At 70.6% G+C, this 22,040-nt stretch carries 23 protein-coding genes and 1 pseudogene; 12 read left to right on the forward strand and 12 right to left on the reverse strand.

Features of this window, described 5'->3' with window-relative positions:
* The first annotated feature begins 25 nt into the window (after nt 1–25).
* From ACZ49J_RS24935 to ACZ49J_RS24965, 7 genes are all read left to right on the forward strand, one after another.
* Nucleotides 26–442, forward strand: coding sequence for a cupin domain-containing protein (locus ACZ49J_RS24935; protein WP_467451787.1), 417 nt, complete (start codon nt 26–28; stop codon nt 440–442).
* Nucleotides 439–1,707: a beta-ketoacyl-[acyl-carrier-protein] synthase family protein gene (locus ACZ49J_RS24940; protein ID WP_467451786.1), complete on the forward strand. Its 1,269-nt coding sequence runs from the start codon at nt 439–441 to the stop codon at nt 1,705–1,707. The genes ACZ49J_RS24935 and ACZ49J_RS24940 overlap by 4 nt, the downstream gene beginning before the upstream one ends.
* Complete coding sequence (locus ACZ49J_RS24945) at nt 1,704–2,957, forward strand: ketosynthase chain-length factor (protein ID WP_467451785.1); 1,254 nt, start codon at nt 1,704–1,706, stop codon at nt 2,955–2,957. The genes ACZ49J_RS24940 and ACZ49J_RS24945 overlap by 4 nt, the downstream gene beginning before the upstream one ends.
* An 18-nt stretch (nt 2,958–2,975) precedes the next feature.
* On the forward strand, nt 2,976–3,245 hold the full coding sequence (locus ACZ49J_RS24950; RefSeq protein WP_467451784.1) for an acyl carrier protein: 270 nt from the start codon (nt 2,976–2,978) through the stop codon (nt 3,243–3,245).
* A 1-nt stretch (nt 3,246) separates the two neighbouring features.
* Nucleotides 3,247–3,726, forward strand: a complete 480-nt coding sequence (locus ACZ49J_RS24955; protein WP_467451783.1) for an SRPBCC family protein — start codon at nt 3,247–3,249, stop codon at nt 3,724–3,726.
* Between the two features lie 11 nt (nt 3,727–3,737).
* Nucleotides 3,738–4,070 carry a TcmI family type II polyketide cyclase gene (locus tag ACZ49J_RS24960; protein WP_467451782.1) on the forward strand — a complete coding sequence of 111 codons (333 nt, stop codon included), beginning with the start codon at nt 3,738–3,740 and terminating at the stop codon, nt 4,068–4,070.
* Nucleotides 4,071–4,215: 145 nt separating this feature from the next.
* Complete coding sequence (locus ACZ49J_RS24965; protein WP_467451781.1) at nt 4,216–5,130, forward strand: alkaline phosphatase family protein; 915 nt, start codon at nt 4,216–4,218, stop codon at nt 5,128–5,130.
* 9 nt (nt 5,131–5,139) lie between these two features.
* Here ACZ49J_RS24965 and glpK read toward each other — a convergent pair whose 3' ends face one another.
* Both glpK and ACZ49J_RS24975 read right to left on the reverse strand, forming a co-directional pair.
* Nucleotides 5,140–6,654 carry a glycerol kinase GlpK gene (gene glpK / locus ACZ49J_RS24970; RefSeq protein WP_467451780.1) on the reverse strand — a complete coding sequence of 505 codons (1,515 nt, stop codon included), beginning with the start codon at nt 6,652–6,654 and terminating at the stop codon, nt 5,140–5,142.
* 11 nt (nt 6,655–6,665) lie between these two features.
* A complete protein-coding gene (locus ACZ49J_RS24975; RefSeq protein WP_467451779.1) occupies nt 6,666–7,496 on the reverse strand; it encodes an MIP/aquaporin family protein in 831 nt (276 codons plus the stop codon).
* A gap of 227 nt (nt 7,497–7,723) precedes the next feature.
* Here ACZ49J_RS24975 and ACZ49J_RS24980 point away from each other — a divergent pair, with 227 nt between their 5' ends.
* Nucleotides 7,724–7,948 carry a hypothetical protein gene (locus tag ACZ49J_RS24980; protein ID WP_467451778.1) on the forward strand — a complete coding sequence of 75 codons (225 nt, stop codon included), beginning with the start codon at nt 7,724–7,726 and terminating at the stop codon, nt 7,946–7,948.
* Nucleotides 7,949–8,178: 230 nt separating this feature from the next.
* Entirely contained in the window at nt 8,179–8,658 is a 480-nt protein-coding gene (locus tag ACZ49J_RS24985; protein ID WP_467451777.1) for a GNAT family N-acetyltransferase, read from the forward strand.
* A 12-nt stretch (nt 8,659–8,670) separates the two neighbouring features.
* On the opposite strand, the gene ACZ49J_RS24990 is transcribed toward ACZ49J_RS24985, so the two are convergent.
* Together ACZ49J_RS24990 and ACZ49J_RS24995 are read right to left on the reverse strand one after the other, a co-directional pair.
* Complete coding sequence (locus ACZ49J_RS24990; RefSeq protein ID WP_467451776.1) at nt 8,671–9,936, reverse strand: MFS transporter; 1,266 nt, start codon at nt 9,934–9,936, stop codon at nt 8,671–8,673.
* Nucleotides 9,937–10,022: 86 nt separating this feature from the next.
* Nucleotides 10,023–11,330, reverse strand: a complete 1,308-nt coding sequence (locus ACZ49J_RS24995; protein WP_467451775.1) for an SGNH/GDSL hydrolase family protein — start codon at nt 11,328–11,330, stop codon at nt 10,023–10,025.
* Between the two features lie 164 nt (nt 11,331–11,494).
* Between ACZ49J_RS24995 and ACZ49J_RS25000 the strand changes: the two genes are divergently transcribed.
* Together ACZ49J_RS25000 and htpG are read left to right on the forward strand one after the other, a co-directional pair.
* On the forward strand, nt 11,495–11,962 hold the full coding sequence (locus ACZ49J_RS25000) for an SRPBCC family protein (RefSeq protein ID WP_467451774.1): 468 nt from the start codon (nt 11,495–11,497) through the stop codon (nt 11,960–11,962).
* 313 nt (nt 11,963–12,275) lie between these two features.
* A complete protein-coding gene (gene htpG / locus ACZ49J_RS25005; RefSeq protein ID WP_467451773.1) occupies nt 12,276–14,207 on the forward strand; it encodes a molecular chaperone HtpG in 1,932 nt (643 codons plus the stop codon).
* A 144-nt stretch (nt 14,208–14,351) separates the two neighbouring features.
* On the opposite strand, the gene ACZ49J_RS25010 is transcribed toward htpG, so the two are convergent.
* The 4 genes from ACZ49J_RS25010 to ACZ49J_RS25025 form a co-directional block, all read right to left on the reverse strand.
* Nucleotides 14,352–15,134, reverse strand: coding sequence for a DUF899 domain-containing protein (locus ACZ49J_RS25010; RefSeq protein ID WP_467451772.1), 783 nt, complete (start codon nt 15,132–15,134; stop codon nt 14,352–14,354).
* A 361-nt stretch (nt 15,135–15,495) separates the two neighbouring features.
* Nucleotides 15,496–16,569 (reverse strand): glutamate--cysteine ligase, encoded by a 1,074-nt coding sequence (locus ACZ49J_RS25015; RefSeq protein ID WP_467451771.1) that lies wholly within the window; start codon nt 16,567–16,569, stop codon nt 15,496–15,498.
* A gap of 314 nt (nt 16,570–16,883) precedes the next feature.
* Nucleotides 16,884–17,087 (reverse strand): hypothetical protein, encoded by a 204-nt coding sequence (locus ACZ49J_RS25020; RefSeq protein WP_467451770.1) that lies wholly within the window; start codon nt 17,085–17,087, stop codon nt 16,884–16,886.
* Nucleotides 17,088–17,334: 247 nt separating this feature from the next.
* On the reverse strand, nt 17,335–18,006 hold the full coding sequence (locus ACZ49J_RS25025) for a MerR family transcriptional regulator (RefSeq protein ID WP_467451769.1): 672 nt from the start codon (nt 18,004–18,006) through the stop codon (nt 17,335–17,337).
* A 108-nt stretch (nt 18,007–18,114) separates the two neighbouring features.
* Between ACZ49J_RS25025 and ACZ49J_RS25030 the strand changes: the two genes are divergently transcribed.
* On the forward strand, nt 18,115–18,537 hold the full coding sequence (locus ACZ49J_RS25030) for a DUF3291 domain-containing protein (protein WP_467451768.1): 423 nt from the start codon (nt 18,115–18,117) through the stop codon (nt 18,535–18,537).
* Nucleotides 18,538–18,565: 28 nt separating this feature from the next.
* Here ACZ49J_RS25030 and ACZ49J_RS25035 read toward each other — a convergent pair.
* From ACZ49J_RS25035 to ACZ49J_RS25050, 4 genes and pseudogenes are all read right to left on the reverse strand, one after another.
* Nucleotides 18,566–18,919 (reverse strand): annotated as a pseudogene (locus tag ACZ49J_RS25035) (ribosomal maturation YjgA family protein); the annotation flags it as partial.
* A 302-nt stretch (nt 18,920–19,221) separates the two neighbouring features.
* Nucleotides 19,222–20,505 (reverse strand): alginate lyase family protein, encoded by a 1,284-nt coding sequence (locus ACZ49J_RS25040; protein WP_467451767.1) that lies wholly within the window; start codon nt 20,503–20,505, stop codon nt 19,222–19,224.
* 305 nt (nt 20,506–20,810) lie between these two features.
* Nucleotides 20,811–21,770 carry a hypothetical protein gene (locus ACZ49J_RS25045; RefSeq protein WP_467451766.1) on the reverse strand — a complete coding sequence of 320 codons (960 nt, stop codon included), beginning with the start codon at nt 21,768–21,770 and terminating at the stop codon, nt 20,811–20,813.
* A gap of 58 nt (nt 21,771–21,828) precedes the next feature.
* Nucleotides 21,829–21,993, reverse strand: a complete 165-nt coding sequence (locus tag ACZ49J_RS25050) for an SAM-dependent methyltransferase (protein WP_468350392.1) — start codon at nt 21,991–21,993, stop codon at nt 21,829–21,831.
* Nucleotides 21,994–22,040: the final 47 nt, after the last annotated feature.

Here is a 22,040-nt window from a genome sequence, read left to right on the forward strand (position 1 = left end):
TCGCATCCTGCTCCGGGAGACCGTCATGGCAGAACAGCACGCACGCATCGTCGACCTCGACGACATCGCGCCCAACCGCCGGCGAGGCGGCGACCTCCGTGCCCTACTCACGCCCACCACGGTGGGGTCCACCAGCGGATTCATGGGCGTGGCCATCGTGCAGCCCGGAGAGCGCATCGGCGAGCACTACCACCCGTACTCCGAGGAGTTCGTGTACATCACCGACGGAGCCCTCGAAGTCGACCTCGAGGGCGAGCCCCACGCCCTCCGGCCCGGCCAGGGGCTGCTGATCCCGCTGAACGTCCGGCACCGCTTCCGCAACGTCGGCGACATCGAGGCCCGCATGGTGTTCCACCTGGGCCCGCTGGCCCCCCGGCCGGAACTCGGCCATGTCGACACCGAGGAGACGGAAGGGACCGCGCGGGCCGAGGTGGTCTCGTGAACCGGCGGGTGGCTGTCACCGGCGTCGGTGTCGTCGCCCCGGGCGGAATCGGCATACCCCAGTTCTGGGACCTGCTGTCCAACGGCCGTACGGCAACGCGCCGTATCTCCCTCTTCGACCCCGCGAACCTGCGCTCACAGATCGCGGCCGAGTGCGATTTCGACCCGTCGGCGCACGGCCTGGACCACGAGACCACCGAGCGGTGCGACAGGTACATCCAGTTCGCGCTGGTCGCCGCCAACGAGGCTGTCCGGGACGCGGACCTCGACCTGGAAGAGATGGACCCCTGGAGAATGGGGGCCAGCCTGGGCAGCGCCGTGGGCGGCACCACGCGGCTTGAACACGACTACGTCCTCGTCAGCGCGAACGGCGCGCGGTGGGACGTCGACGACCGGCGAGCAGGACCGTCACTGCACCGGGCCTTCACCCCGAGCACGCTCGCCTCCGCGGTCGCCGAGGAGTTCGGCGCCAACGGTCCCGTACAGACCGTCTCCACGGGGTGCACGTCCGGGCTGGACGCGGTGGGATACGCCTATCACGCCATCGCCGAGGGCCGCGTGGACGTATGCCTCGCGGGCGCCGCGGACTCCCCGATCTCGCCGATCACCATGGCGTGTTTCGACGCCATCAAGGCGACCTCGCCGAACAACGACGACGCCGCACACGCCTCCCGCCCCTTCGACGCCCGCCGCGACGGGTTCGTGATGGGGGAGGGCGCCGCGGTACTGGTCCTGGAGGAACTCGAGCACGCGCGTGCCCGTGGCGCGGAGGTGTACTGCGAGATCGCCGGATACGCGACGTACGGCAACGCCTACCACATGACCGGGCTCACCAAGGAGGGCCTGGAGATGTCGCGGGCCATCGACGGCGCCCTCGCCCAGGCCCGTCTGAACGGCTCCGACATCGACTACGTCAACGCCCACGGCTCGGGCACCAAGCAGAACGACCGGCACGAGACCGCCGCGGTCAAGCGGTCGCTGGGCGACCACGCGTACGCCACGCCGATGAGCTCGATCAAGTCGATGGTGGGCCACTCGCTCGGAGCGATCGGTTCCATCGAGGTCGCGGCCTGCGTGCTGGCCCTGTCCCACCAGGTGGTACCACCGACGGCCAACTACGAGACCCCGGACCCCGAATGCGACCTGGACTACGTGCCCCGCGTGGCACGCGAGCGGAAGCTGCGCCACGTGCTGTCGGTGGGGAGCGGCTTCGGAGGGTTCCAGTCCGCGGTCGTGCTGAGCGGCCCGGAGGGGAGGCGGCAGTGAGCAGTCAACGCCCCAGGCGCAACGCGGTCGTCACCGGTCTCGGTGTGGTGACACCGCACGGAATCGGTACCGACGTGTTCTGGAAGACGGTCAAGGAGGGCGGCAGCAGCCTCGCGCCCGTCGGCAAGGAGGGCTGCGGACACTTTCCCCTGCGGATCGCGGGCGAGGTACGGGACTTCGACGCGGACGCCCTGATCGAGGGGACGTTCCTCGTCCAGACCGACCGCTTCACGCACTTCGCCATGGCGGCGGCCCAACTGGCGCTGAGCGACGCGGGTTTCGGGACCGCCGACATCGACTCTCCCTACTCCGTGGGGGTCTTCACCGCCGCGGGCTCCGGCGGAGGTGAGTTCGGGCAGCGCGAACTCCAGAAACTGTGGGGGCAGGGGTCGCGCCACGTGGGCCCGTACCAGTCGATCGCGTGGTTCTACGCGGCCAGCACGGGACAGATCTCCATCCGCAACGGCTTCAAGGGCCCTTGCGGTGTCGTGGCGAGCGACGAGGCGGGTGGCCTGGACGCCCTGGCGCACGCCGCCCAAGCGGTGCGCCGCGGCACCGACGCGATCGTCGTCGGCGCGACCGAGGCCCCGCTGGCCCCGTACTCGATCGTCTGCCAGCTGGGTTACCCCGAGCTCAGCCGCAGCGACGACCCGGAACGCGCCTACCGGCCCTTCACCGCCGCCGCCTGCGGGTTCGTGCCCGCCGAAGGCGGGGCCATGCTCATGGTGGAGGCGGAACAGGCGGCACGCGAACGCGGTGCCCAACCGCGAGCGACGGTGGCCGGCCACGCGGCGACGTTCACCGGCGCCTCCCGCTGGGAGGACTCCCGGGCGGGGCTGGCCCGGGCGATCAGCGCCGCGCTGTCGGAGGCCGGCTGCCGTCCCGAGGACGTGGACATCGTGTTCGCGGACGCCCTCGGTGTGCCCGAGGCCGACGAGGCCGAGGTACTGGCCCTCACCGACGCGCTCGGCCCGCACGCACGGCGTGTGCCGGTCACCGCTCCCAAGACGGGTACCGGGCGTGCCTACTGCGCGGCACCGGTGCTCGACGTGGCGACCGCGGTGCTCGCGATGGAGCACGGGGTGATCCCGCCCACGCCCAACGTCTTCGACATCTGCCACCACATCGACCTGGTGGTGGGCCGTCCACGCCCTGCCGAACTGCGCACGGCACTGGTGCTCAGCCGCGGACTCATGGGCTGCAACTCGGCGCTCGTCCTGCGCCGGGGCACCGCTTCGCCCTCCGACTGACCGAAGGAGTACATCCGTATGACCGACCAAGTGGACCACCAGGTGACCATCGAGGACCTGGCCGAGCTGATGAAGCGCTCGGCCGGAGTGAGCGTCGACCCTCTCGTTCTCGAGGAGGAGGCCGGTTCGGGCTGGGACACCTTCGGCCTGGACTCCCTCGGCCTCCTCGGGATCGTGGCGGAACTGGAGAAGCGCCACGGCATGGGCCTGCCCGAGCAGATGGAGCGCTGCAAGACGCCCGAAGAGTTCCTCGCCGTGGTGAACGGCGTGCTGGCAAAGGGAGCATGACATGTCCGGCCACACCGAGAACGAGATCACGATCGCGGCACCCCTGGACCTTGTCTGGGACATGACCAACGACATCGAGAACTGGCCGCGGCTGTTCAGCGAGTACTCCTCCGTCGAGGTGCTCGAACGCGACGGCCACCGCACCAAGTTCCGGCTCACGATGTACCCCGACGAGGAGGGACGGGTGTGGAGCTGGGTGTCCGAACGCGTGGCGGACCCCGTGACGCGGAGCGTCTGGGCCCATCGCGTCGAGACCGGACCCTTCGAGTACATGAAGATCCGCTGGGAGTACACCGAGACCCCCCATGGCACCCGGATGGACTGGATCCAGGACTTCGCGATGAAGCCGGACGCACCCGTCGACGACGCCGGGATGACGGAGATCATCAACCGCAACTCCCGCAAGCAGATGGCCCTCATCCGCGACCGCGTCGAGCGGGCCGCGGACGAACGGCACGGCGCCGCGACCCGCACAGAGTGAAGGGGACCCTGATGCACCACACCCTGATCGTCGCCCGCATGGCGCCGGGCGCCGCGTCGGACATCGCCAAGGTATTCGCCGAGTCGGACCGCGGCGAACTGCCCCACCTCGTGGGAGTCGCCCGGCGCAGCCTCTTCGAGTTCGGTGACGTGTACCTCCACCTCATCGAAAGCGAACGCGACCCGGCCCCCACCATCGCCAAGCTGGCCGGCCACCCGGAGTTCCGCGACGTCAGCGAACGACTCGCCCCGTACGTCTCCGCGTACGACCCGGAGCACTGGCGCAGCCCCAAGGACGCGATGGCGCGCTGCTTCTACCGCTGGGAACGGGACGGTGCGGGCTGACGTGTGACGGTTGACGGCAGTACGGCAGGCTCCGGCAGAGGGGCAGCCGGCCAGGACGACGGCCGGCTGCCCCTCTGCGTTCCCCCAGGAGGTGGGCGTACCGCACCGCCTGCCGCACGAGTGCGCGCATCCCTATAGTTCCGCCATGCCCCGCGCGCATCGCTCCACCCCGCACGGCCGGGTGCTCGTCGTCGGTATGGACGGGCTGCGCTACGACCGGCTGACCCGATCGCCGTCCGTCGCGCCCGTCCTGCACGGTCTGCTGGCCTCGGGCGCCCACGTCACCAGTCTGTTGCCCTACGGCGAGGCGGACGGTCAGGCCGACGGCGGGCCGACGACCAGCATGGCCTACACCGACTCCGGGCCCGGCTGGTCGAGCGTGCTCACCGGGGTGTGGCCCGACCGGCACGGGGTGACCGGCAACGACTTCACCGGCGCCGACTACCTCCGCTACCCCGACTTCCTCACCCGCGCGGTGACCGCCCGGCCGGATCTGCGCACCGCGGCCGCGGTGTCGTGGGCGGAACTGGTACGGCGCGGCACGCTCGGCCCTGCCATCGGCCACCTCGTGCACTACGACGGCGACCGTGACGGCTACGGGCCCTCGGACGCCCTCGTCGCCGACAGCGTCGCGCGCCGGCTCACCGAGGACGACCCGGACGCCGTGTTCGTGTACTTCGGCGCCACCGACGAGGCCGGACACGAGGCAGGACCCCTCAGTCCCGCCTACGATCAGGCCCTGTTGGACCAGGACGCCCACCTGGGACGCCTCCTGAAGGCCATAGAAGCCCGCCGCTCCCGCCCCGACCGCGCCGAAGAGCACTGGACCGTGCTGGTCACCACGGACCACGGCCATCTCGACGGCGGCGGTCACGGAGGCGACACCCGTGCCGAGCGGGAGGTCTTCGTCATCCTCGACGAACCAGGGACGCCGGGCGGAACGCGCCTCGACGACCCCCGGCTCATCGACATAGCTCCCACGGTCCTGGACCGCCTCGGCGTCGCCCTCGACCCCGAGTGGCGACTCCAGGGCCGGGTACTGCCGAGGACGTCACCGTGATGCCGTCCGTTACTCGACCTCGACCCAGTCGAGGCTGCGCTCCACGGCCTTCTTCCAGCCCGCGTAGCCCTTCTCGCGCTCCTCGTCGTTCCATTGCGGCTCCCACCGTTTCGACTCGTGCCAGTGCTGGCGCAGTTCGTCGGTGTTCTGCCAGAAGCCGGTGGCGAGTCCCGCCGCGTACGCCGCTCCGAGCGCGGTGGTCTCGGCGACGACGGGGCGGCTGACCGGTACGCCGAGGACGTCGGCCTGGATCTGCATGCACAGGTCGTTGGCGGTGACGCCGCCGTCGACCCGCAACACGTCGAGGGTCACCCCGGAGTCGCGCTCCATGGCCTCGGCGACGTCGCGGCTCTGGTAACAGATGGCCTCGAGGGTGGCCCGGGCGAGATGTGCGCTCGTGTGGTAGCGGGCAAGGCCGACGATCGCGCCGCGGGCGTCGGAGCGCCAGTAGGGCGCGAACAGACCGGAGAAGGCCGGCACGAAGTAGATGCCGCCGTTGTCCTCCACCTGCCGGGCCAGCGTCTCCACCTCGGGCGAGGAGGAGATGATCCGCATCTGGTCCCGGAGCCACTGCACCGCCGAACCCGTGACCGCCATGGACCCCTCCAGCGCGTACACCGCCGGGGCGTCCCCGAACTGGTACGCCAGCGTGGTCAGCAGACCGCTGCTGGAGCGGACGATCTCCGTGCCGGTGTTGAGAACCAGGAAGTTGCCGGTGCCGTAGGTGTTCTTGGCCTCGCCCGGGCGGAAGCAGACCTGGCCGACCGTGGCCGCCTGCTGGTCCCCGAGGACACCGGTGATGGGCACCGCGGTGCGCAGCGGACGGGTGGTGCGCGTGGTGCCGAACGCCTCCGCGTGCGAGGACGGGTTGATGGCCGGGAGCATGGCGCGCGGGATGCCGAAGATGCCGAGCAGTTCGTCGTCCCAGTCGAGGGTCTCCAGGTTCATCAGCATGGTGCGGCTGGCGTTGGTGACATCCGTCGCGTGGATGCCGCCGTTCGGGCCGCCGGTGAGGTTCCACAGGACCCAGGCGTCCGTGTTCCCGAAGAGGGCCCGCCCGTTCTCGGCGGCCTCCCGGACACCGTCGACGTTCTCCAGGATCCACTTGATCTTGCCGCCGGAGAAGTACGTCGCCGGGGGCAGTCCCGTCTTGCGGCGGATGAGGTCGCCGTGCTCCCTCTCCAGCGCCGCCGCGATGGAGTCGGTGCGGGTGTCCTGCCAGACGATCGCGTTGTAGTACGGCTGACCGGTGCTGGGATCCCAGATGACCGTGGTCTCCCGCTGGTTGGTGATCCCGATCGCCACCAGGTCTTCGGCGGACAGCTCGCCCAGGCGGAGGGCGTTCTGCATCGTGGAGTTCGTACGTTCCCAGATCTCCACGGGGTCGTGCTCGACCCATCCGGAGCGCGGGAAGATCTGCTCGTGTTCGAGCTGGTGACGTGTGACCTCGTTGCCGTCGTGGTCGAAGATCATGAAACGCGTGCTGGTGGTGCCTTGGTCCACCGCACCGACGAACTCGGGCATGGCAGCCCCTTTCACTTCTCCGGCGCGGGCACCCGGCCGGGCTCCTGTTCGGCGACCGGCAGGTAGCGGCCGATCAGCAGGCGGTAGAGCGCGGCACCGACCAGGCCACCGACCAGGGGACCGACGATCGGCACCCAGAAGTAGAGGTCGCCGTACTGATCGCGCCAGGCGCCTCCATAGCCCGTGATGAAGGCCGCCAGCCGGGGCCCGAGGTCACGGGCCGGGTTGATCGCGTAGCCGGCGTCGGTTCCCCACGCCATGCCGATGGCGACGACGACGAGGCCGATGATCCAGGGGGCGAGATTCGCGCCCGGCGGTGTGTTGAGCAGATCGGTGATCGCGAAGATCAGCATCACCAGAAGGGCGGTGCCGATGATCTGGTCGCGGAAAGCGCCGAGCTGACTGATCGGAAGGCTGCCGTTGCCCGGCAGCGTGGAGAAGACGATCTCCGTCGCGTTGGTGTGGCCGGGGTCGGCTGCCGCCAATACCTCGGTGTAGTTCCAGCGCACCAGCAGGGCGGCCACGAAAGCCCCCGCGGTCTGGGCCAGGCAGTACGGCAGCACCTTGGACCACGGGAAGCCCTTGAAGGCCGCGAGTGAGACGGTGACCGCGGGATTGATGTGGGCACCGCTGATCCGGGCTGCCACGTAGACGCCCAGGACGACGCCGAGGCCCCAGCCCCAGGCGATGCTGTCGTGGTCGCCCAGGCCACCGTCGGTCAACGCCCCACCGGCGACGACCTGCGCCACGACACCACATCCGAAGAGGATGAGGATCATGGTGCCGGCGAACTCGGCCGATAGTTCCCCGATGAGACGTGCCCTGGAATTCGGTTCCGGCATGTTCCGCACCTCCCGCCCGGTTGACCGAGCGCACAGTGATCACGTACCGGAATCGTCTCGGGCAGCGCCGCGGACCGCATCCGCAGGCGGGCCGTACGGGTGGTGCGGCGCCCGTGCCCGGCGCCGTGGGCAGGGACGGGTGGTCAGGCTCCGGGGGCGGCGCCGGAGCGGTGGGGCAAATGGGTGACCTGTGACTGCCTGATCGGGATTGGGTCGTTGATGCGGTCATGAACGTCTTCGGTGACAGCCCCACTCCGGGTCCCGATGAGCTGCTTGCCGGCCTCGACGAGGACACCTGCGCCTGGTGCGTGCAACTGCGGGACGCCGACGCCCTGGCCGGACCGACGCCGAGAGCCGGGACCGGACGGACGCCGACGGCCGGGAGACGCCCGCCCGCCCCGTGGATGGTCCCGCTGGGGCTGCCTCCGCGTCCCGCGCAGACCGACCGGTGAGGGCCATGAGGACGGTGATGCTCACGCTGACCGCCGTCACGATCGTCGCCGCTGCCGTCTGGGTCTTCCTGACGGATTGAGTGCTCCGAGCCCGTGAGCAGGGACGGGCACCGCTGCCGCATGTGTGCGTCAGGGAGCGACGGTGAGGCGACAAAGTCGCGGAAGTTCAGGAACGCGGTGCGCGGCACGCGGTGATGACGGCGTCACCCGGGCGCCAGCACAATGCCCGGGTGGACAACATCATCATCCGCCCGGCCGATCCCGGGGAACTGGACGCGGTCGCCGAGCTCCGATGGCAGTGGCTCCTCGAGAACCAGGACGTTGCCGCAGCGGAGCGCGAGGAGTTCGTGCGGCACTTCGTCACATGGGCCGAGGAGCACACGTCGTCGCATCGCTGCATGGTCGTGGCCCGGGACGAGGTCATCATCGGCATGGCATGGCTGGCGGTCCTGCCGCGGGTGCCCACCCCGCGCGCTCTGCAACGGGCCTCGGGTGACCTCCAGTGCGTGTATGTCGTCCCCGGGGAACGGGACAGTGGCCTGGGCGGCCGTCTCATCGACGCGGTCCTGGCCCGGGCACGGGAACTCGGGCTCGAACGCGTCACCGTCCACTCCAGTCCCCGAGCGATTCCGGCCTACTCCCGCCGTGGCTTCGAACCGTCTCCCCGTCTGCTCCACGCCCGCGTCGCCCGCACGGCCTCCTCCCTCTGAGGGGGGCGCCCTTCACATGCGGTGGGCGGTGCGCTGTGCGGGGGACCTGGCTTGGTGGGCGGCGACGGCCATGACGACGACGGAGGTCAGGACGATGCCGGCGCCGACGTAGAGGGGAGCCCTGTAGCCGAGGCCCGCGCTGATGGCCAGGCCACCGAGCCAGGCGCCAAGGGCGTTACCGATGTTGGACGCGGACACGTTGGCGCTGGCGGCCAGTGCCGCCCCGTGGGCGAAGTCGGTGACGCGAGTGATCATGCCGGGCACGCCGGCGAATCCGAACAGGCCCATCAGGAACACCAGTACGACTGACGCGATGGCGCTGTCGGCCAGCAGACCGAACACGGCCAGGGTGACGGTGAGCCCGAGCAGGGCGAGGAGGAGGGTGCGGTCCCGGTCGCGGTCGGCGGCTCGGCCGCCGATCATGTTCCCGACAACCAGGCCGACGCCGTACACCATCAGCAGCCAGGCGACATCGGCCGGCGAGAATCCGCCGACCTCGGTGAACGTGTAGGCGATGTAGCTGAAGGCACCGAACATCCCACCGTAGCCGAGCGCGGTGGCCGCCAGGGTCAGCCAGACCTGCGAGGACCGGAAGGCACGGAACTGGTCCCGCAAGCCGCTGGGCGCAACCGGACCCGAGCGGCCCGGCACGGCCGGCGACGGCTCCCGGCCCGCCCGGCCGGGGACGAGCGCGACGATTCCCGCCAGCGCGAGCACACCGATTCCGGTGACCGCCCAGAAGGCCGCCCGCCAGCCCCAGCGCTCACCGACCAGCGCGCCGAACGGCACACCCAGCACGTTCGCCACCGTCAGCCCGGCGAACATGACCGCGACCGCGCGTGACTTCCTCTCCGGCGCGACCAGACCGCGAGCGACGAGCGAGCCGATACCGAAGTACGAACCGTGGCACAGAGCCGCGACGATGCGCCCGAGCAGCATCACCGAATAGTTCGTCGCGACCGCGGACAACAGGTTGCCGATCACGAACAGCGTCACCAGGCCGACCAGGACCGACTTGCGGGGCAGGCGCGTCGTCGCCGCGGTCAGCGCGATCGCGCCGATCGCGACGCTCACCGCGTATCCGGAGATCAGCCGGCCCGCCGCCGCTTCGGACACCGCGAAACTCGACGCCACCTGCGGCAGCAGACCGGCGATCAGGAACTCGGTCAGACCGATACCGAAACCGCCGAGTGCCAGCGCGACAAGGCCACTTGGCGTCCGTCGCTGTCCGATCGCGCTCCTGGACGACGTCAGAGTCCCCGACCGTGAATCCCTCATGGCCCCACGTTCACGTCCGGCGGCGGACCCCGTCCATGGACAAAGATCGACGAACGCTTGGACGAAAGTGAGGGCAGCACCTGGCGTCAGCGGAAGAGATCCAGCGGCACGGCACGGGCCATCGCGGCCATGCCCGCGTCGTTCGGGTGGAGGTGGTCGCCGCTGTCGTACGCCGGGAGCAGCCGGCCGGGGCGCTCGGGGTCGCGCACGGCCCGGTCGAAGTCGACGACGCCGTCGTACGCACCGCTGCCGCGGATCCACCGGTTGACGGCCTGCCGGGCCGCTTCCCGCTCGGGCGTGTGGAAGCCGAGAGTGTCGCCCTCGAACGGCAGGATCGTGGCGCCGAAGATCTTCAACCCCTGGGCGTGGGCACGCTGGATGAGCTTCCGGTACCCGGCGATGAGATCCGCGGCCCTGACCTCCTCGTCGGCCGGGGCGGCGTTCCCCGGGTGGCCGAGGTCGTTGACGCCGATCAGCACGACCGCGTAGCGGGCGCCGGGCTGTGAGGTGACGTCGCGGTCGAAGCGCTTGAGGCCGGCCTCGCCGAAGTACGCGGCGTACGCCTCGGCCGGGTTGCCCGCGGGCGGGTTCGGGTCGCGCAGCAGGCGGTTGCCCCCGATGCCCGTGTTCAGGACCCCGATCCGGGCCAGTGCGGGGTCCTGGCGCAGGCGCGCGGCCAGCAGGTCGGGCCAGCGGTGGTTGGCGCCGGTCTCCGTGACGGCGCCGTCGGTGATCGAGTCCCCGAAGGCGACCAGGGAGGACCGCGCGGCGCCGCCGCTCACGCTCACCCCGGACAGGAAGTACCAGCTCGTCGTGGTCGTCGCCGGCTCCAGGCTCGGCTTGCCCGTGACGTTGCCCGCGGCGATGTACGTCTGCTCGAAGGCGCTGGAGTGGACGGTCGCCGCGCGCGTCCGGTGCGGGAGGTGCAGGCTGACCACCAGGTCCACAGCGGCCGTGGTGCGCAGGGCGACCGGGTCGCTCCAGCGCCGCTCGCCCGGAGCCAGCGTGACGGACGGTCGGCCGCCGAAGCGCAGGACACGGTCGCTGTCCGGAACGGTCTCGGTGCCCGTCGGGCCGTCGGCGCCGCGTGCGAGGTGGGCCTCGCCGACGACCAGGGGCTCGGTGCCGTACTCGTTGGTCAACCGCACCCGGACCCTGTGTCCGGGGACGCTGGTGTGCACGACCTGACGGACGGTCTGGTCCGTGAAGACGGTGTCCGCGCCGGCCGGAACCCCGCTGACCCCGGACGCCCAGGTGCCGGTCCAGGCCCCGTCCGAGCCCGGCGGCGCGGCGGTCGAGGGAGGCGTGGCCGACAGCGCGAGCAGACCGGTGAGCAGGGCGGCGGTGAGGGCGAGCAACGGGCCTCGGGCGCGGCGGGGCATACGTGCGAGCACGGGCCGGCGTTCCTTCCGTGTGGGGGACGGGACTCTGGAACCAGGGACCACGTGTGAGCATGTCAGCTCCGGCCACCGCGGGGCGCCCGAACACGTGCACTCGGCCGTAGCCGTGGCCGGTGCGCTCTCGCGCCCACCCCGGACTGGGAGCCTAGGATCCGGCCATGAGCAGGACCGACCGTGCCAGCAGGCTGATCGCCGCACCACCGGCGACCGTCTACGCAGCCCTCCTCGACCGGGAGTCCCTTGAGGCGTGGCTGCCGCCGGACGGCATGCTCGGGCGGGTCGAGTGGTGCGATCCACGGCCCGGCGGCGGGTTCCGGATGGTCCTCACCTACCTCGATTCGGTCGACAGTCCTGGTAAGACCTCGGCTGCGACGGATGTCGTCGACGTCCGGTTCGCGGACCTGGTGCCACCCGAACGCGTGGTGCAGGCGGCGGTGTTCGAGGCCGACGACCCGTCGTACGCGGGCACCATGACCATGACCTGGCATCTCGCCGCCGTTGGCGACGGGACCGAGGTGACCGTCACCGCCACGGACGTGCCGGCCGGCATCGACCAAGCGGCCCACGAGGCCGGGATCGCCTCCTCGTTGGCCAACCTGGCGTCGTACGTCGAAACGGCCGGCTGAGTCGGGTCGTCTGCGGGCCCCACTCCGGCCTTCCGGGACCACCGTCCTTCGCGCTCCGATCGCCGCGCTGCGATCGGTGGGGCGCGGCAGGGCAGCATGAGCCGAAGCGCGCACCCATGGTGATGGCATGAACGCCCTGCGGATTCGGTGATGTCAGGGGAGGGGAAGCGCATGGACTCGGGCAGGTGTCAGTTCCTCGGTACGGGGGCGTGGATCCAGCCACCGCTCCCGCATCCCGGCCCCTGCCCTGACGTGGTGCTTTACAGTGGCTGCCGTCAGTTCCGGTGACAGGACCTGTGAGGTATTCGCGACCATGCCGACTGAGACGTTTGAGTTTCAGGTGGAGGCCCGTCAGCTGCTGCAGCTGATGATCCACTCGGTCTACTCGAACAAGGATGTGTTCCTGCGGGAGCTCGTCTCCAACGCCTCCGACGCGCTGGACAAACTGCGCCTGGAGAAACTGCGGGACGACTCGCTCGACGCCGACGTGTCCGATCTGCACATCGAGATCGATGTCGACAAGGAGGCCCGTACCCTCACGGTGCGGGACAACGGCATCGGGATGTCGTACGACGAGGTCGGGCAGCTCATCGGCACGATCGCGAACTCGGGCACGGCGCAGTTCCTGCAGGAGCTGCGGGAGGCGAAGGACGCGGCAGGGGCGGAGGGCCTCATCGGCCAGTTCGGTGTCGGCTTCTACTCCGGCTTCATGGTGGCGGACGAGGTCACCCTGGTGACCCGTCGCGCCGGCGAGAGCCAGGGCACCCGCTGGACATCGCGCGGCGAGGGCACGTACACGCTGGAGAGGGCCGACGGCGTGCCGCAGGGCACCTCGGTCACGCTCCACCTCAAGCCGGCGGACCCGGAGAACCAGCTCCACGACTACACCTCCCCGTGGAAGATCCGGGAGATCATCAAGCGGTACTCGGACTTCATCACCTGGCCCGTCCGGATGGTGCCCGAGGCATCCGCCACGGCGGACAAGGGCGACGACGCACCGGACAAGACCGACGGTGCGCCCGAACCCGAGACGCTCAACTCCATGAAGGCGCTGTGGGCGCGGCCGCGCGACCAGGTGTCCGACGACGAGTACCACGAGCTGTACAAGCACATCGGCCACGACTGGCGCGACCCGCTGGAGACGATCCGGCTCCAGGCGGAGGGCACCTTCGAGTACCAGGCTCTGCTGTTCCTGCCTGCTCACGCCCCCCACGACCTGTTCACGCGGGACTTCAAGCGCGGTGTGCAGCTGTACGTCAGGCGTGTGTTCATCATGGACGACTGCGAGGCGCTGCTGCCGCCGTACCTCCGCTTCGTCAAGGGCGTCGTCGACGCGGCGGACCTCTCGCTCAACGTGTCCCGCGAGATCCTCCAGCAGGACCGCCACATCGAGATGATGCGGCGACGGCTGACGAAGAAGGTGCTGTCCACGGTCAAGGACATGATGACCAAGGACCAGGACCGGTACGCCACGTTCTGGCGGGAGTTCGGAACAGTTCTGAAGGAGGGACTGGTCACCGACTCGGAGAACCGCGACGCCATCCTCGGCGTCGCGTCGTTCGCGAGCACGCACCACGACACCGAGCCCACCACGCTCAAGCAGTACGTGGAGCGGATGAAGGACGGGCAGGACGACATCTACTACCTGACCGGCGAGTCCCGGCAGAGCATCGAGAACTCCCCGCACATGGAGGCGTTCCGCGACCGGGGCATCGAGGTGCTGCTGCTCACCGACCCCGTCGACGAGGTGTGGGCCGACGCCGTCGGCGAGTACGAGGGCAAGCAACTGCGGTCCGTGGCCAAGGGACAGATCGACCTCGACACCAAGGGCGAGGACACCTCCGACGGTGAGCGGGAGAAGCAGACCGAGGAGTACGCCGGGCTGCTCGGCTGGATGAAGGAGCAGCTCGACGAGGACATCAAGGAGGTGCGCCTGTCCTCCCGCCTCACCGTCTCCCCGGCCTGCGTCGTCTCCGACGCGAACGACCTGCCCCCGGCCCTGGAGAACATGTACCGGGCGATGGGCCAGGAGGTGCCCCGCACCAAGCGCATCCTGGAACTCAACCCGGACCACCAGCTGGTCAAGGGCCTCAACCAGGCGTACAAGGAGCGCGAGGACCGCACGGAGCTCGCCGAGACCGCCGAACTCCTGCACGGAATGGCGGTGCTCGCCGAGGGGGGTCAGCCCAAGGAACCGTCCCGCTTCGTCAAACTGATGGCGGACCGTCTGGAGCGCGCGCTGTAAGGCGGCTCCGCCAGGCGTCGGCGGCCTGCCCGGGGGACGCGGGCAGGCCACCGACGGCCGGACCCGTCACGCGGCACTGGTGCCCGGCCCGCCGAAACCCGCCCAGTTCCCCCGGCGACCGTCGACGCCGTCGGTCAGGGCGCGTCAGTGGCAGTGACCGCGCCGGCCGAGAGTCTCCACGGGGGTCGCGCCGGGGCGAGTCCACTGCGGCACGGGGCGGCTGGTCGGGCCCCAGGTGGCGTTTCCGTCCGCGTCCGAGCGCCACGACCAGCAGGGGCCGCGCCCCTCGGGCCAACCCTCGGGGTTGTCCTCCCACGCCTCGCCCCGGCCGTAGGGCGTCATGTCGAGCAGGCCCAGGGACCCGTTGACCCGCTCGTTGCCGCGGCCCGTCGTGGAGTAGGTGAGGAACACGCGATCACCCTCGCGCAGGAAGCAGGCGAGGTAACCCATGTCGCCGCCGACCGGCGCGGGGACGTCGCGCACCGAGTACCAGGGCTGGGCGTAGCCCATGAACTCGACGTAGGCGGCCACCTCGTCCGGGCGGCCCGTGGTCAGGACGGCGAACGAGACCCCGCGGGCGTTGAGGTACACGGCGTCCCTCAGGTGCCAGGCCGTGGTGGTGCAGCCCTCGCACTGTCCCTGGTGCGGCGCGCCGTCGTACCACATGTGCTGGTAGACCACGAGCTCGTCACGGCCCTCGAACAGGTCCAGGAACGGGACGGGGCCGTCGGGTCCGACGACCTCGACGGTCCCGTCGAGCTCCACCATCGGCAGCCGGCGGCGCGCCGCGGCGATGGCGTCGCCCTCGCGGGTGTGGGCCTTCTCGCGGACCAGGAGCTCGTCACGGGCGCCCTGCCAGGTGGCCAGGTCGACGACGGGCGGGCGGCCGGGCGGCACGGTGGTCGGATCGTCCGGTGCGGTCGTCATGGTGTCCTCCGTGGTGTCTCGTGCCGGGCAGCGTCGTACGACGCTCCACGGCGCTCACCAGAACGGACTCGTGGCCCGGCCGGAACTCATCGCGGCAGAGGGAGGCTCTTGGCCGGGCCCGCACGGACCACCGCGGACTGACAGGTTCACAGCCGTACCTCCACTGGCGTGGCGCAGCCGTCGCCACGCACCCGGGCCGGCGCCTTCGACGACGGGCGCCTGTCGGCCGAAGGCGAGCGCCGCTCCCACAGCGCCCGCCCGTACCGTCCGCGCACTCGTCATCACCGTGCGCTCCTCTCGCGAGGAGCACTGTCGATGATCATCGGCAGGTGCACCCGCACCGGCCCGTGGCGAGGCCGGGCTAGGCCGCCGTGCGGGCCGCGCAGTCCAGGACGACCGCTCGGAGTTCGCTGGTCCGTTCGAAGACCTCCCGCTGGCGCCGTGCCCCGCTCCCGCGCTGCAGCAGCTCCGCGAGATGTCCCTCCGCGGACTCCAGGTCTCCCGCCTCGTCCAGCGCCTCCCGGACATGATCGAGCAGTGCCCGCAGCACCGTCTCCGCCGGCGCCGGGGTCCAGATCAGCGGCTGGACGAGGTCGGCGTCGAGGCCGGAGCGCCCGGCGCGCCAGGAGGCGAGTCGCAACAGACCGATCCCAGCGGGTTCGGGAGGTTGCCCGGTGCGCCACTCACGGGCGGCGGTCTCCACCAGGGCCCGTACCAGCGTGGCGAGCAGGACGGCGTCCTCGGCCTCCATGCACACGTCCGCGACGCGCACCTCGACGGTCGGGTAGTGGCGGGAGAGCCGCGCGTCGAAGTAGATCATGCCCTCGTCGAGCAGCGCACCCGTGCCGAGCATGGTGCGCACCTGCCGGCGGTACCGCTCGGCCGAGCCGAAGATCTCCATCGGGCCCGCGGAGGGCCATCGGCCCCAGACCCGGCTGCGATAGCTGCTGTAGCCGGTATCGCGGCCATGCCAGAACGGCGAGTTGCTGCTCAGTGCCACGAGGGGGGCGAGCCAGGGCCGGATGCGGTCGAGCACCCCGACGCCTTCTTCGTCGGACTCGACACTCACGTGGATGTGGCAGCCGCAGGTGAGCTGTTCCTGCGCGGTCAGCGCGTATTCCTCCCGCATCCAGCGGTAACGCTCACTGGAAGTGAGCGAGGGATACACGGGCAGAGGGGACGTGGCGAGGGCCACCGGGACGGCGCCGACCTGCTCCGCACGTCGGGTGGCCTCGGCACGCCAGCGCTTGATCTCCTTGGACAGCTCGCTCATCGCGGACTGGGGCCGGGTCGCGACCTCCAACTGTTCGAGTTGGAGTTCCTGTTCCAGCCCGTCGTCGGGCGCGAGGGCGAGCACTGCCCCGGAGACCGCTCGAGGCTCCCCTGTGCCCGGGTCCACGAGAATGAGCTCCTCCTCGACTCCGACAGTTCGCATGCGAGCCCTTCCTCGATGACGGGATGGCGGGGCGTCCGCGTGCGGCGCCGTCGCCGGTGTGCCATTGCGAGTAGCCCTCATCGCTGATCGCATGTATGGCGGGAACGGGAGCAGAGGTGCGCGGACCTGGGCAGGCGCCTGCCGTGCCTGGGCTGAGCCGGCGTACACACCCTGCCCCGCCGCAGTGAAGCGAGGACGGACCAGGCGGTCTGCCGTGTCAGCGGCGTGGCCGGGCCCGCGCTCGGGGCTCCGGCGTCGGGAGTCGTGCAGGGCCGCGCCATCAGGACGGCACTGTCGGCATCCGCCGGCCGCCGTCACCAGGGATCTCGCGCCCACGGACGTGCCCCGGGCCTCATCGTGATCGAGGCGGTGTTCGCCGTGCCCGGCGACGCGGCCGTCACCACGGTCGCCGACATCGACCGTGCCGGAGTGCCCATCGCGGCGACGCGTGGGGCCGCCAGGGGCTGGAGACCGCGGCCGGTGTCCGGCAGCAGGCGAGCGAGTTCGTCGCGGCGCATGCCCGTTCGTGGCCGACACCCAGCGGACGCCCCGCGGCGGTCGCATCAGTCCGAGACCTTGGTCGCGCCGTCCGGGAGGCGCAGCCCTCCTCGTCGGTGTCCTGGTCGCGCTGAGCCCGGTGTGCCGCCGCTCGCCAACGTCGCCGCGCCGTGCCGCGCGACAGGGGCATGGCGTCAGGCGACCGGCGCCGGTTCGGGCGGCCGGGCGGCCGGACGGCGGGCGGCGGGCGGCCGGGTGGCGCGGCCGTCACCCGCCGCCGTACCGCCGAGCCGAGTGGTGTTCCTGCGCGAGTCGCCGCAGGGCCAGCAGCGCGGGTTCCAGCAGGACGGTCAGCAGGACGGCGCGTTCGGCCTGTTGCAGCGGGTCGCCCGCGTCCGTGAGCTGGTCGAGGTCCAGTGCCGCGGTGCGGTCGGCGAGTTCGGCGTACGGCAGCAGGGAGCGCCAGTCGAAGTCCACCCCGAGGGCGCGCAGCGTCTGGAGGGTCTCCGCGACCACCTGAGCCGCGGGCGCGTTGGGATGGGTCTTCCAGCCCATCTCTGCGGTCAGGGCCGCCACTTCGGTCAGGCCGGGACCGTCGGCGTCGGCGTCCGCCCCGCCGCCGGTGGCGGGGGCGTGCGCCGAGTCGTCCCGTTCGCCGGGACGCGTGGCGGGCAGGACGCCGAGCACGATGCCGAGCAGCAGATGGACGTTGTCCCGCTGATCGTCCACGGCGGCCAGTACGTCCTTGGTGGCGCTCACCGACAGGCCCCGCACCCCGATCAGGGAGCGGATCAGCCGCAGCCGGCGCACGTGGCTGTCGTCGTAGTCGGCCTGGTTGGCGGCCGTGGCCCGGCCCGGGGGCAGCAGACCGTCCCGCAGGTAGTACTTGATCGTGGGGATGGAGACCCCACTGCGGCGGCTCAGCTCGGAGATGCGCATCCGGATCGGCTTCCTCCTCGTTCCTGTTCGCATTATCCACTGGATAACGGGAAGCGTCACTGTCTACTATGGATAGTGTCACTCGCCACTCCTGAAGGAGAGAGTACGGTGCCCACACTTCCCTGGACCATCCCGAACCCGCCCCCGACCCACGGCACGGCGTTCGTCATGGCGTCCCGCTTCGAAGTGCGGTCGCCCAGGGACGTCCCCCGTTTCCTCCTGCGCTCCCTGGCCGCCTGGGGTCAGGTGCGCACCGCTCCCGGCGCGTACGGGGCCTCCCTCGTCGCCCAGCCGTTCAAGCGCGTCTTCTACACGCTGTCCGCCTGGGAGGACCGCGACGCGCTGTACGCCTACGCCAGGGCCGAACCGCACCGCGGCATCATGACATCGCTGCGGTCGACCATGCGCACGTCCACCTTCACCTTCTGGGAGGTCGACACCAGCGGGCTGCCGATCACCTGGGACGACGCCCGGCGGCGCCTGGCGGAGCAGGCGCGGACCGACGCGGTGGGCGGCGCGTCCGCCGCCTGACCCCAGCCCCCTCGGACCAGGACAGTGTCCGAGCCGGTCGCTGACGGCGCACCAGTCTGTGCGTCACCGTATGAACGAGCCAGCCCGCCGCCGCGCCCACCGCGTACCAGAACAGGTCGGGAGGATTGAAGGTGGAGCCGAGCACGAGGCGGGCGAAACCACTGCGCTGGGAGAGTTCCGCCGGCACCTGGCTGAGTTGGAGGAACTCCACCGCCCAACTGGCGGCCAGCGCGCTCCCCGCGGCCCTCAGGGGCGTGACCTGCGGCCTCACCAGAACGACGAGCGTAAGGAGCAGGACGGTGTAGAGAGCGTCTCCAGCGTACTTGGCCACGTCCCCCGCCGCAGCGGCCCTGAGCCCCAGCCCCGCGCCGACCGTCACCATCGCGGCCCCGGCCGCCGCCAGACGGATCCGCACCGGATCGGCCACGCCATCATGGGACTCGGTTCTGAGGGTCACGAGGTCATACTGCCGCAGGGGCACCGCCGCCCGCGCCCTGCTGCCCGGCCCTGGCCGCCCGACCACCCTCGTCGCCGGGCGACTTGGCCACATGAGCATCGCGTTCAGCCGTATGACGGTTGGTTCGCCGCTCTTCGACGGCATCCGGTACGTCGGTCGCCCGGCGGTACTCGCAGAGCAGCGCCGCTCGACCGACCCACCCCGTCAGCCCTCACCGACGCGGCCGCTCACCCCGCGATCGAGTCCAACTGCTCCGCCGCGGGTCTCAGCACCCAGAGGTCACCGCCGGGCGGCGGCTCAAGCCGTGCCTCCACCGCCCGTGCTTCGCGGTTCCCGGCGTCCGCTGCCGCGTGTACGACGTCGGTGGCCGCGTACCGGCGGAAGTCCAGGTCGGGGTGCGGCCACGGCGCGGCTCCCGAGGCGGCGGGCAGCAGGTAGCCGACCGCCTTGGACAGGCTTTGCCCGTCGGGCCCCTGGTGCGACCACAGATTCACTCCCACCTGCCGTCCGATGGCGGCCAGGCGTGTGTACGCGACCAGGGAGAACGTCGAGTAGTGCCAGCTTCGCGTCCGGGTGAGCTCCTGCGGCTGGCTGCCGTCCGCGGCGATCTGCCGGTCGATCCGCTTGGCGCGGGCGTCGAGGACGATCCGGCGCGCCAGCGCCTTGTCGCCGGTCGCATGGGCGAGGGCGGCGAGCTGCATGTCATGGAAGGTGCCGTGGTTGTTCCCGGCGGCGCCTTCCTCCTTGCCGAAGGCGCTGTTCGCCAGCCAGTCGCGGAAGTCGACGTTCCAGGCGTGCATCGCGGAGCGGTCCTGGCGGGTCCAGCCGGGGGCGCCCGTGTTCAGGATCGCGACGGCGTCGAGGACGCTGGTGAAGGACTGTGAGAAGTCGATGATGCCGATGGCCCGGCCGTCGTACTTGCAGGGGATGAACTGGGCGTGGTTCAGGTGGGGGTTCATCCGGGTGGCCGGGTCGAGGAACCAGGTGCGCAGTACCGAGGCGGCCTTCCGCGCGTACTTCCGCTCGCCGGTGTAGTACCAGGCGAGCGTGAGGTCGTACGTGGAGTCGAAGACCTTCTCCACGTCCTGGCGGTCGGTTCCGGTGTCGACCTCCGGATTGCGCTCGCCGTCGCGCTGGACGTACGGGCACCCCCAGGGGTTGTCGGTGGTTTTCGGCTGTGAGGGCCACCAGTAGGGGGCCTGGCTGAGGTAGTCGTGGACGTCGCCACTGGGCGCGGGCCGCGGCTTGTCGACGACTGTCCAGGGGCCCTTGTCGAGCCACGTGTCGGCGCGTGTCGTCAACTGCTTGAGCGCACGCCGCAGACGCTGATCGCCGCTGTTGAGCCGGAGCTTCGTCTGCTGGAGCCGCTGGCCGTCGAGGACGGTGGTCTGCGGAGTCCTCGGCACCGGATGGGCCCTCGGCCCGGAGTGGGCGGAGGCGGTGGGAAGGACGACCGCGATGACGGAGGCCATCGCGACCAGCACGGCGGCAAAGCGAGGTCTTGCACTCATCGATCTCTCCAATCATCCATGTGAACGGAGTTCATGAGAAAGACCGCGTGAGCCTAGGTGGAGAACCTTGACGTTGCAATGCACCTGACATCAGTTCATAGATGAGTCGCTCGATCATATGGGTGGTCAATCGGCGCACGGATGCACGCTGTAGCGCAGACCTTCGGACCAGCCGTGGGTGAGGGCCGTGTCCGGCCCACGCCGAGCGAGCCCAACCTGGCAGCCGAGCCCTTGGCGTGATGGTCGACCCCTATGACGCCGAGCCGCAGGAAAGGGGCCGGCCGCGCACGTGCGTCAGTCGGGCTTCAGCGTGGTCGGTAGGCTGCCGCGTCCTCGTAGACCAGCCTGCGAGTGTCCGAGGAGAACCCCTTGACCGGTTCCCCTGCGGGCAGGACGGGCGCCAGCGTGCGGAAGACCGCGCGTACCCGTTCCTCACCGTAGTCCCACACGTTTTCAGTCGCCCGTAGCGAGGCCCCTCCGCCGGGCAGCGGCTCCACCTCATGGAAGGCACCGCTGGCTCGGAGGGCCTCGACACCGCCGAGGGCCGACACGACCCCCGGGGAACAGACCGTCCACCATGCGTATCCCCGCAGGACGGTGCCCAGGTCGGGGAACGTGTCCTCGAGCAGCAGCCCGAGGTCGACCTCGAGTGCGGTCCTTCCGGTCCCGGATTCGGCGTCGTCCGCGATGCTTCCGTACAGGATGTCCTCATGCCGGTGCATCTGAGTACGGAAGAAATCGATCCAGCGGGACTGTGCCTCGCTCCGGACGTGCGGGTGGGTGAATTCCTCCGTGGTGCGGGAAGCGACGAGTGAGACGACTTCCGGGGTGTCGCGGTCCCTGACCACGGACACGTCGAGCCACGGCCAGTCGGGGTGGCCGTCGAAGCCGATGGCCCTGAGGACGATCGTCGCTTGACCGGGCATGCTTTCCAGATCCCGGAGAAAGGCCCTCCAGTTCTTCGGGGACCAGGGGACCTCGTACGGTTTCTGCCGCCGCTTGGCCGGTTCCAGCACCACCAGGGTCGCCCACAGTTCCCCGGGCGCTGCTTCTCCGCGGCTGAGCTCGACAGCACGGCCGGAGAAGTCCGCGTCAGGCGTGAACTCCGCCCGCAGCGGCCCCGCTAGTGCGGTGAGCGCAGCCGTGAACCAGGGTTCGGCCAGTTCGCGGTACGCGCTGCCGTCGCCCGGACACGGCAGGTCGATCTCTGCTCGCAGCGTCCGGTTGAGTTCCATCCCGACGCGGGTTCCATCTTGTCGGGCCATAGCCTGCTCCCTGACCTCTTTAGGGGTCCGGGGCAGCCTATTGCCCCACCCGCACAGCTCAGCAGCCGGCCTTTCGCGTCACGCCCCCGTAGAAACCGACCTCCTTGGATCGTGCCGGCGGCGCAGTGTCCGGGCGCCAGAACGGGACCTGGACCAGACCGGGCTCGACCCGGTCAAGCCGTCGAAGAACCGCTCGACCTCGGCGTGGGAGAGCCGGCGGGATGCGGCCTGGCGGTGTCGATCTCCTGTTCCGGGAAGCTGCCCCGTGTC

The sequence above is a fragment of the Streptomyces sp. NPDC030840 genome, assembly GCF_055572015.1.

Excerpts from the sequence above, each read along its gene's own strand:
- ACZ49J_RS24935 (WP_467451787.1), top strand. The coding sequence starts at position 26 with ATGGCAGAACAGCACGCACGCATCGTCGACCTCGACGACATCGCGCCC.
- ACZ49J_RS24950 (WP_467451784.1), top strand. The coding sequence starts at position 2,976 with ATGACCGACCAAGTGGACCACCAGGTGACCATCGAGGACCTGGCCGAG.
- ACZ49J_RS24955 (WP_467451783.1), top strand. The coding sequence starts at position 3,247 with ATGTCCGGCCACACCGAGAACGAGATCACGATCGCGGCACCCCTGGAC.
- ACZ49J_RS24960 (WP_467451782.1), top strand. The coding sequence starts at position 3,738 with ATGCACCACACCCTGATCGTCGCCCGCATGGCGCCGGGCGCCGCGTCG.
- ACZ49J_RS24965 (WP_467451781.1), top strand. The coding sequence starts at position 4,216 with ATGCCCCGCGCGCATCGCTCCACCCCGCACGGCCGGGTGCTCGTCGTC.
- glpK (WP_467451780.1), bottom strand. The coding sequence starts at position 6,654 with ATGCCCGAGTTCGTCGGTGCGGTGGACCAAGGCACCACCAGCACGCGT.
- ACZ49J_RS24975 (WP_467451779.1), bottom strand. The coding sequence starts at position 7,496 with ATGCCGGAACCGAATTCCAGGGCACGTCTCATCGGGGAACTATCGGCC.
- ACZ49J_RS24980 (WP_467451778.1), top strand. The coding sequence starts at position 7,724 with ATGAACGTCTTCGGTGACAGCCCCACTCCGGGTCCCGATGAGCTGCTT.
- ACZ49J_RS24990 (WP_467451776.1), bottom strand. The coding sequence starts at position 9,936 with ATGAGGGATTCACGGTCGGGGACTCTGACGTCGTCCAGGAGCGCGATC.
- ACZ49J_RS25000 (WP_467451774.1), top strand. The coding sequence starts at position 11,495 with ATGAGCAGGACCGACCGTGCCAGCAGGCTGATCGCCGCACCACCGGCG.
- htpG (WP_467451773.1), top strand. The coding sequence starts at position 12,276 with ATGCCGACTGAGACGTTTGAGTTTCAGGTGGAGGCCCGTCAGCTGCTG.
- ACZ49J_RS25010 (WP_467451772.1), bottom strand. The coding sequence starts at position 15,134 with ATGACGACCGCACCGGACGATCCGACCACCGTGCCGCCCGGCCGCCCG.
- ACZ49J_RS25015 (WP_467451771.1), bottom strand. The coding sequence starts at position 16,569 with ATGCGAACTGTCGGAGTCGAGGAGGAGCTCATTCTCGTGGACCCGGGC.
- ACZ49J_RS25020 (WP_467451770.1), bottom strand. The coding sequence starts at position 17,087 with ATGCGCCGCGACGAACTCGCTCGCCTGCTGCCGGACACCGGCCGCGGT.
- ACZ49J_RS25025 (WP_467451769.1), bottom strand. The coding sequence starts at position 18,006 with ATGCGCATCTCCGAGCTGAGCCGCCGCAGTGGGGTCTCCATCCCCACG.
- ACZ49J_RS25040 (WP_467451767.1), bottom strand. The coding sequence starts at position 20,505 with ATGAGTGCAAGACCTCGCTTTGCCGCCGTGCTGGTCGCGATGGCCTCC.
- ACZ49J_RS25045 (WP_467451766.1), bottom strand. The coding sequence starts at position 21,770 with ATGGCCCGACAAGATGGAACCCGCGTCGGGATGGAACTCAACCGGACG.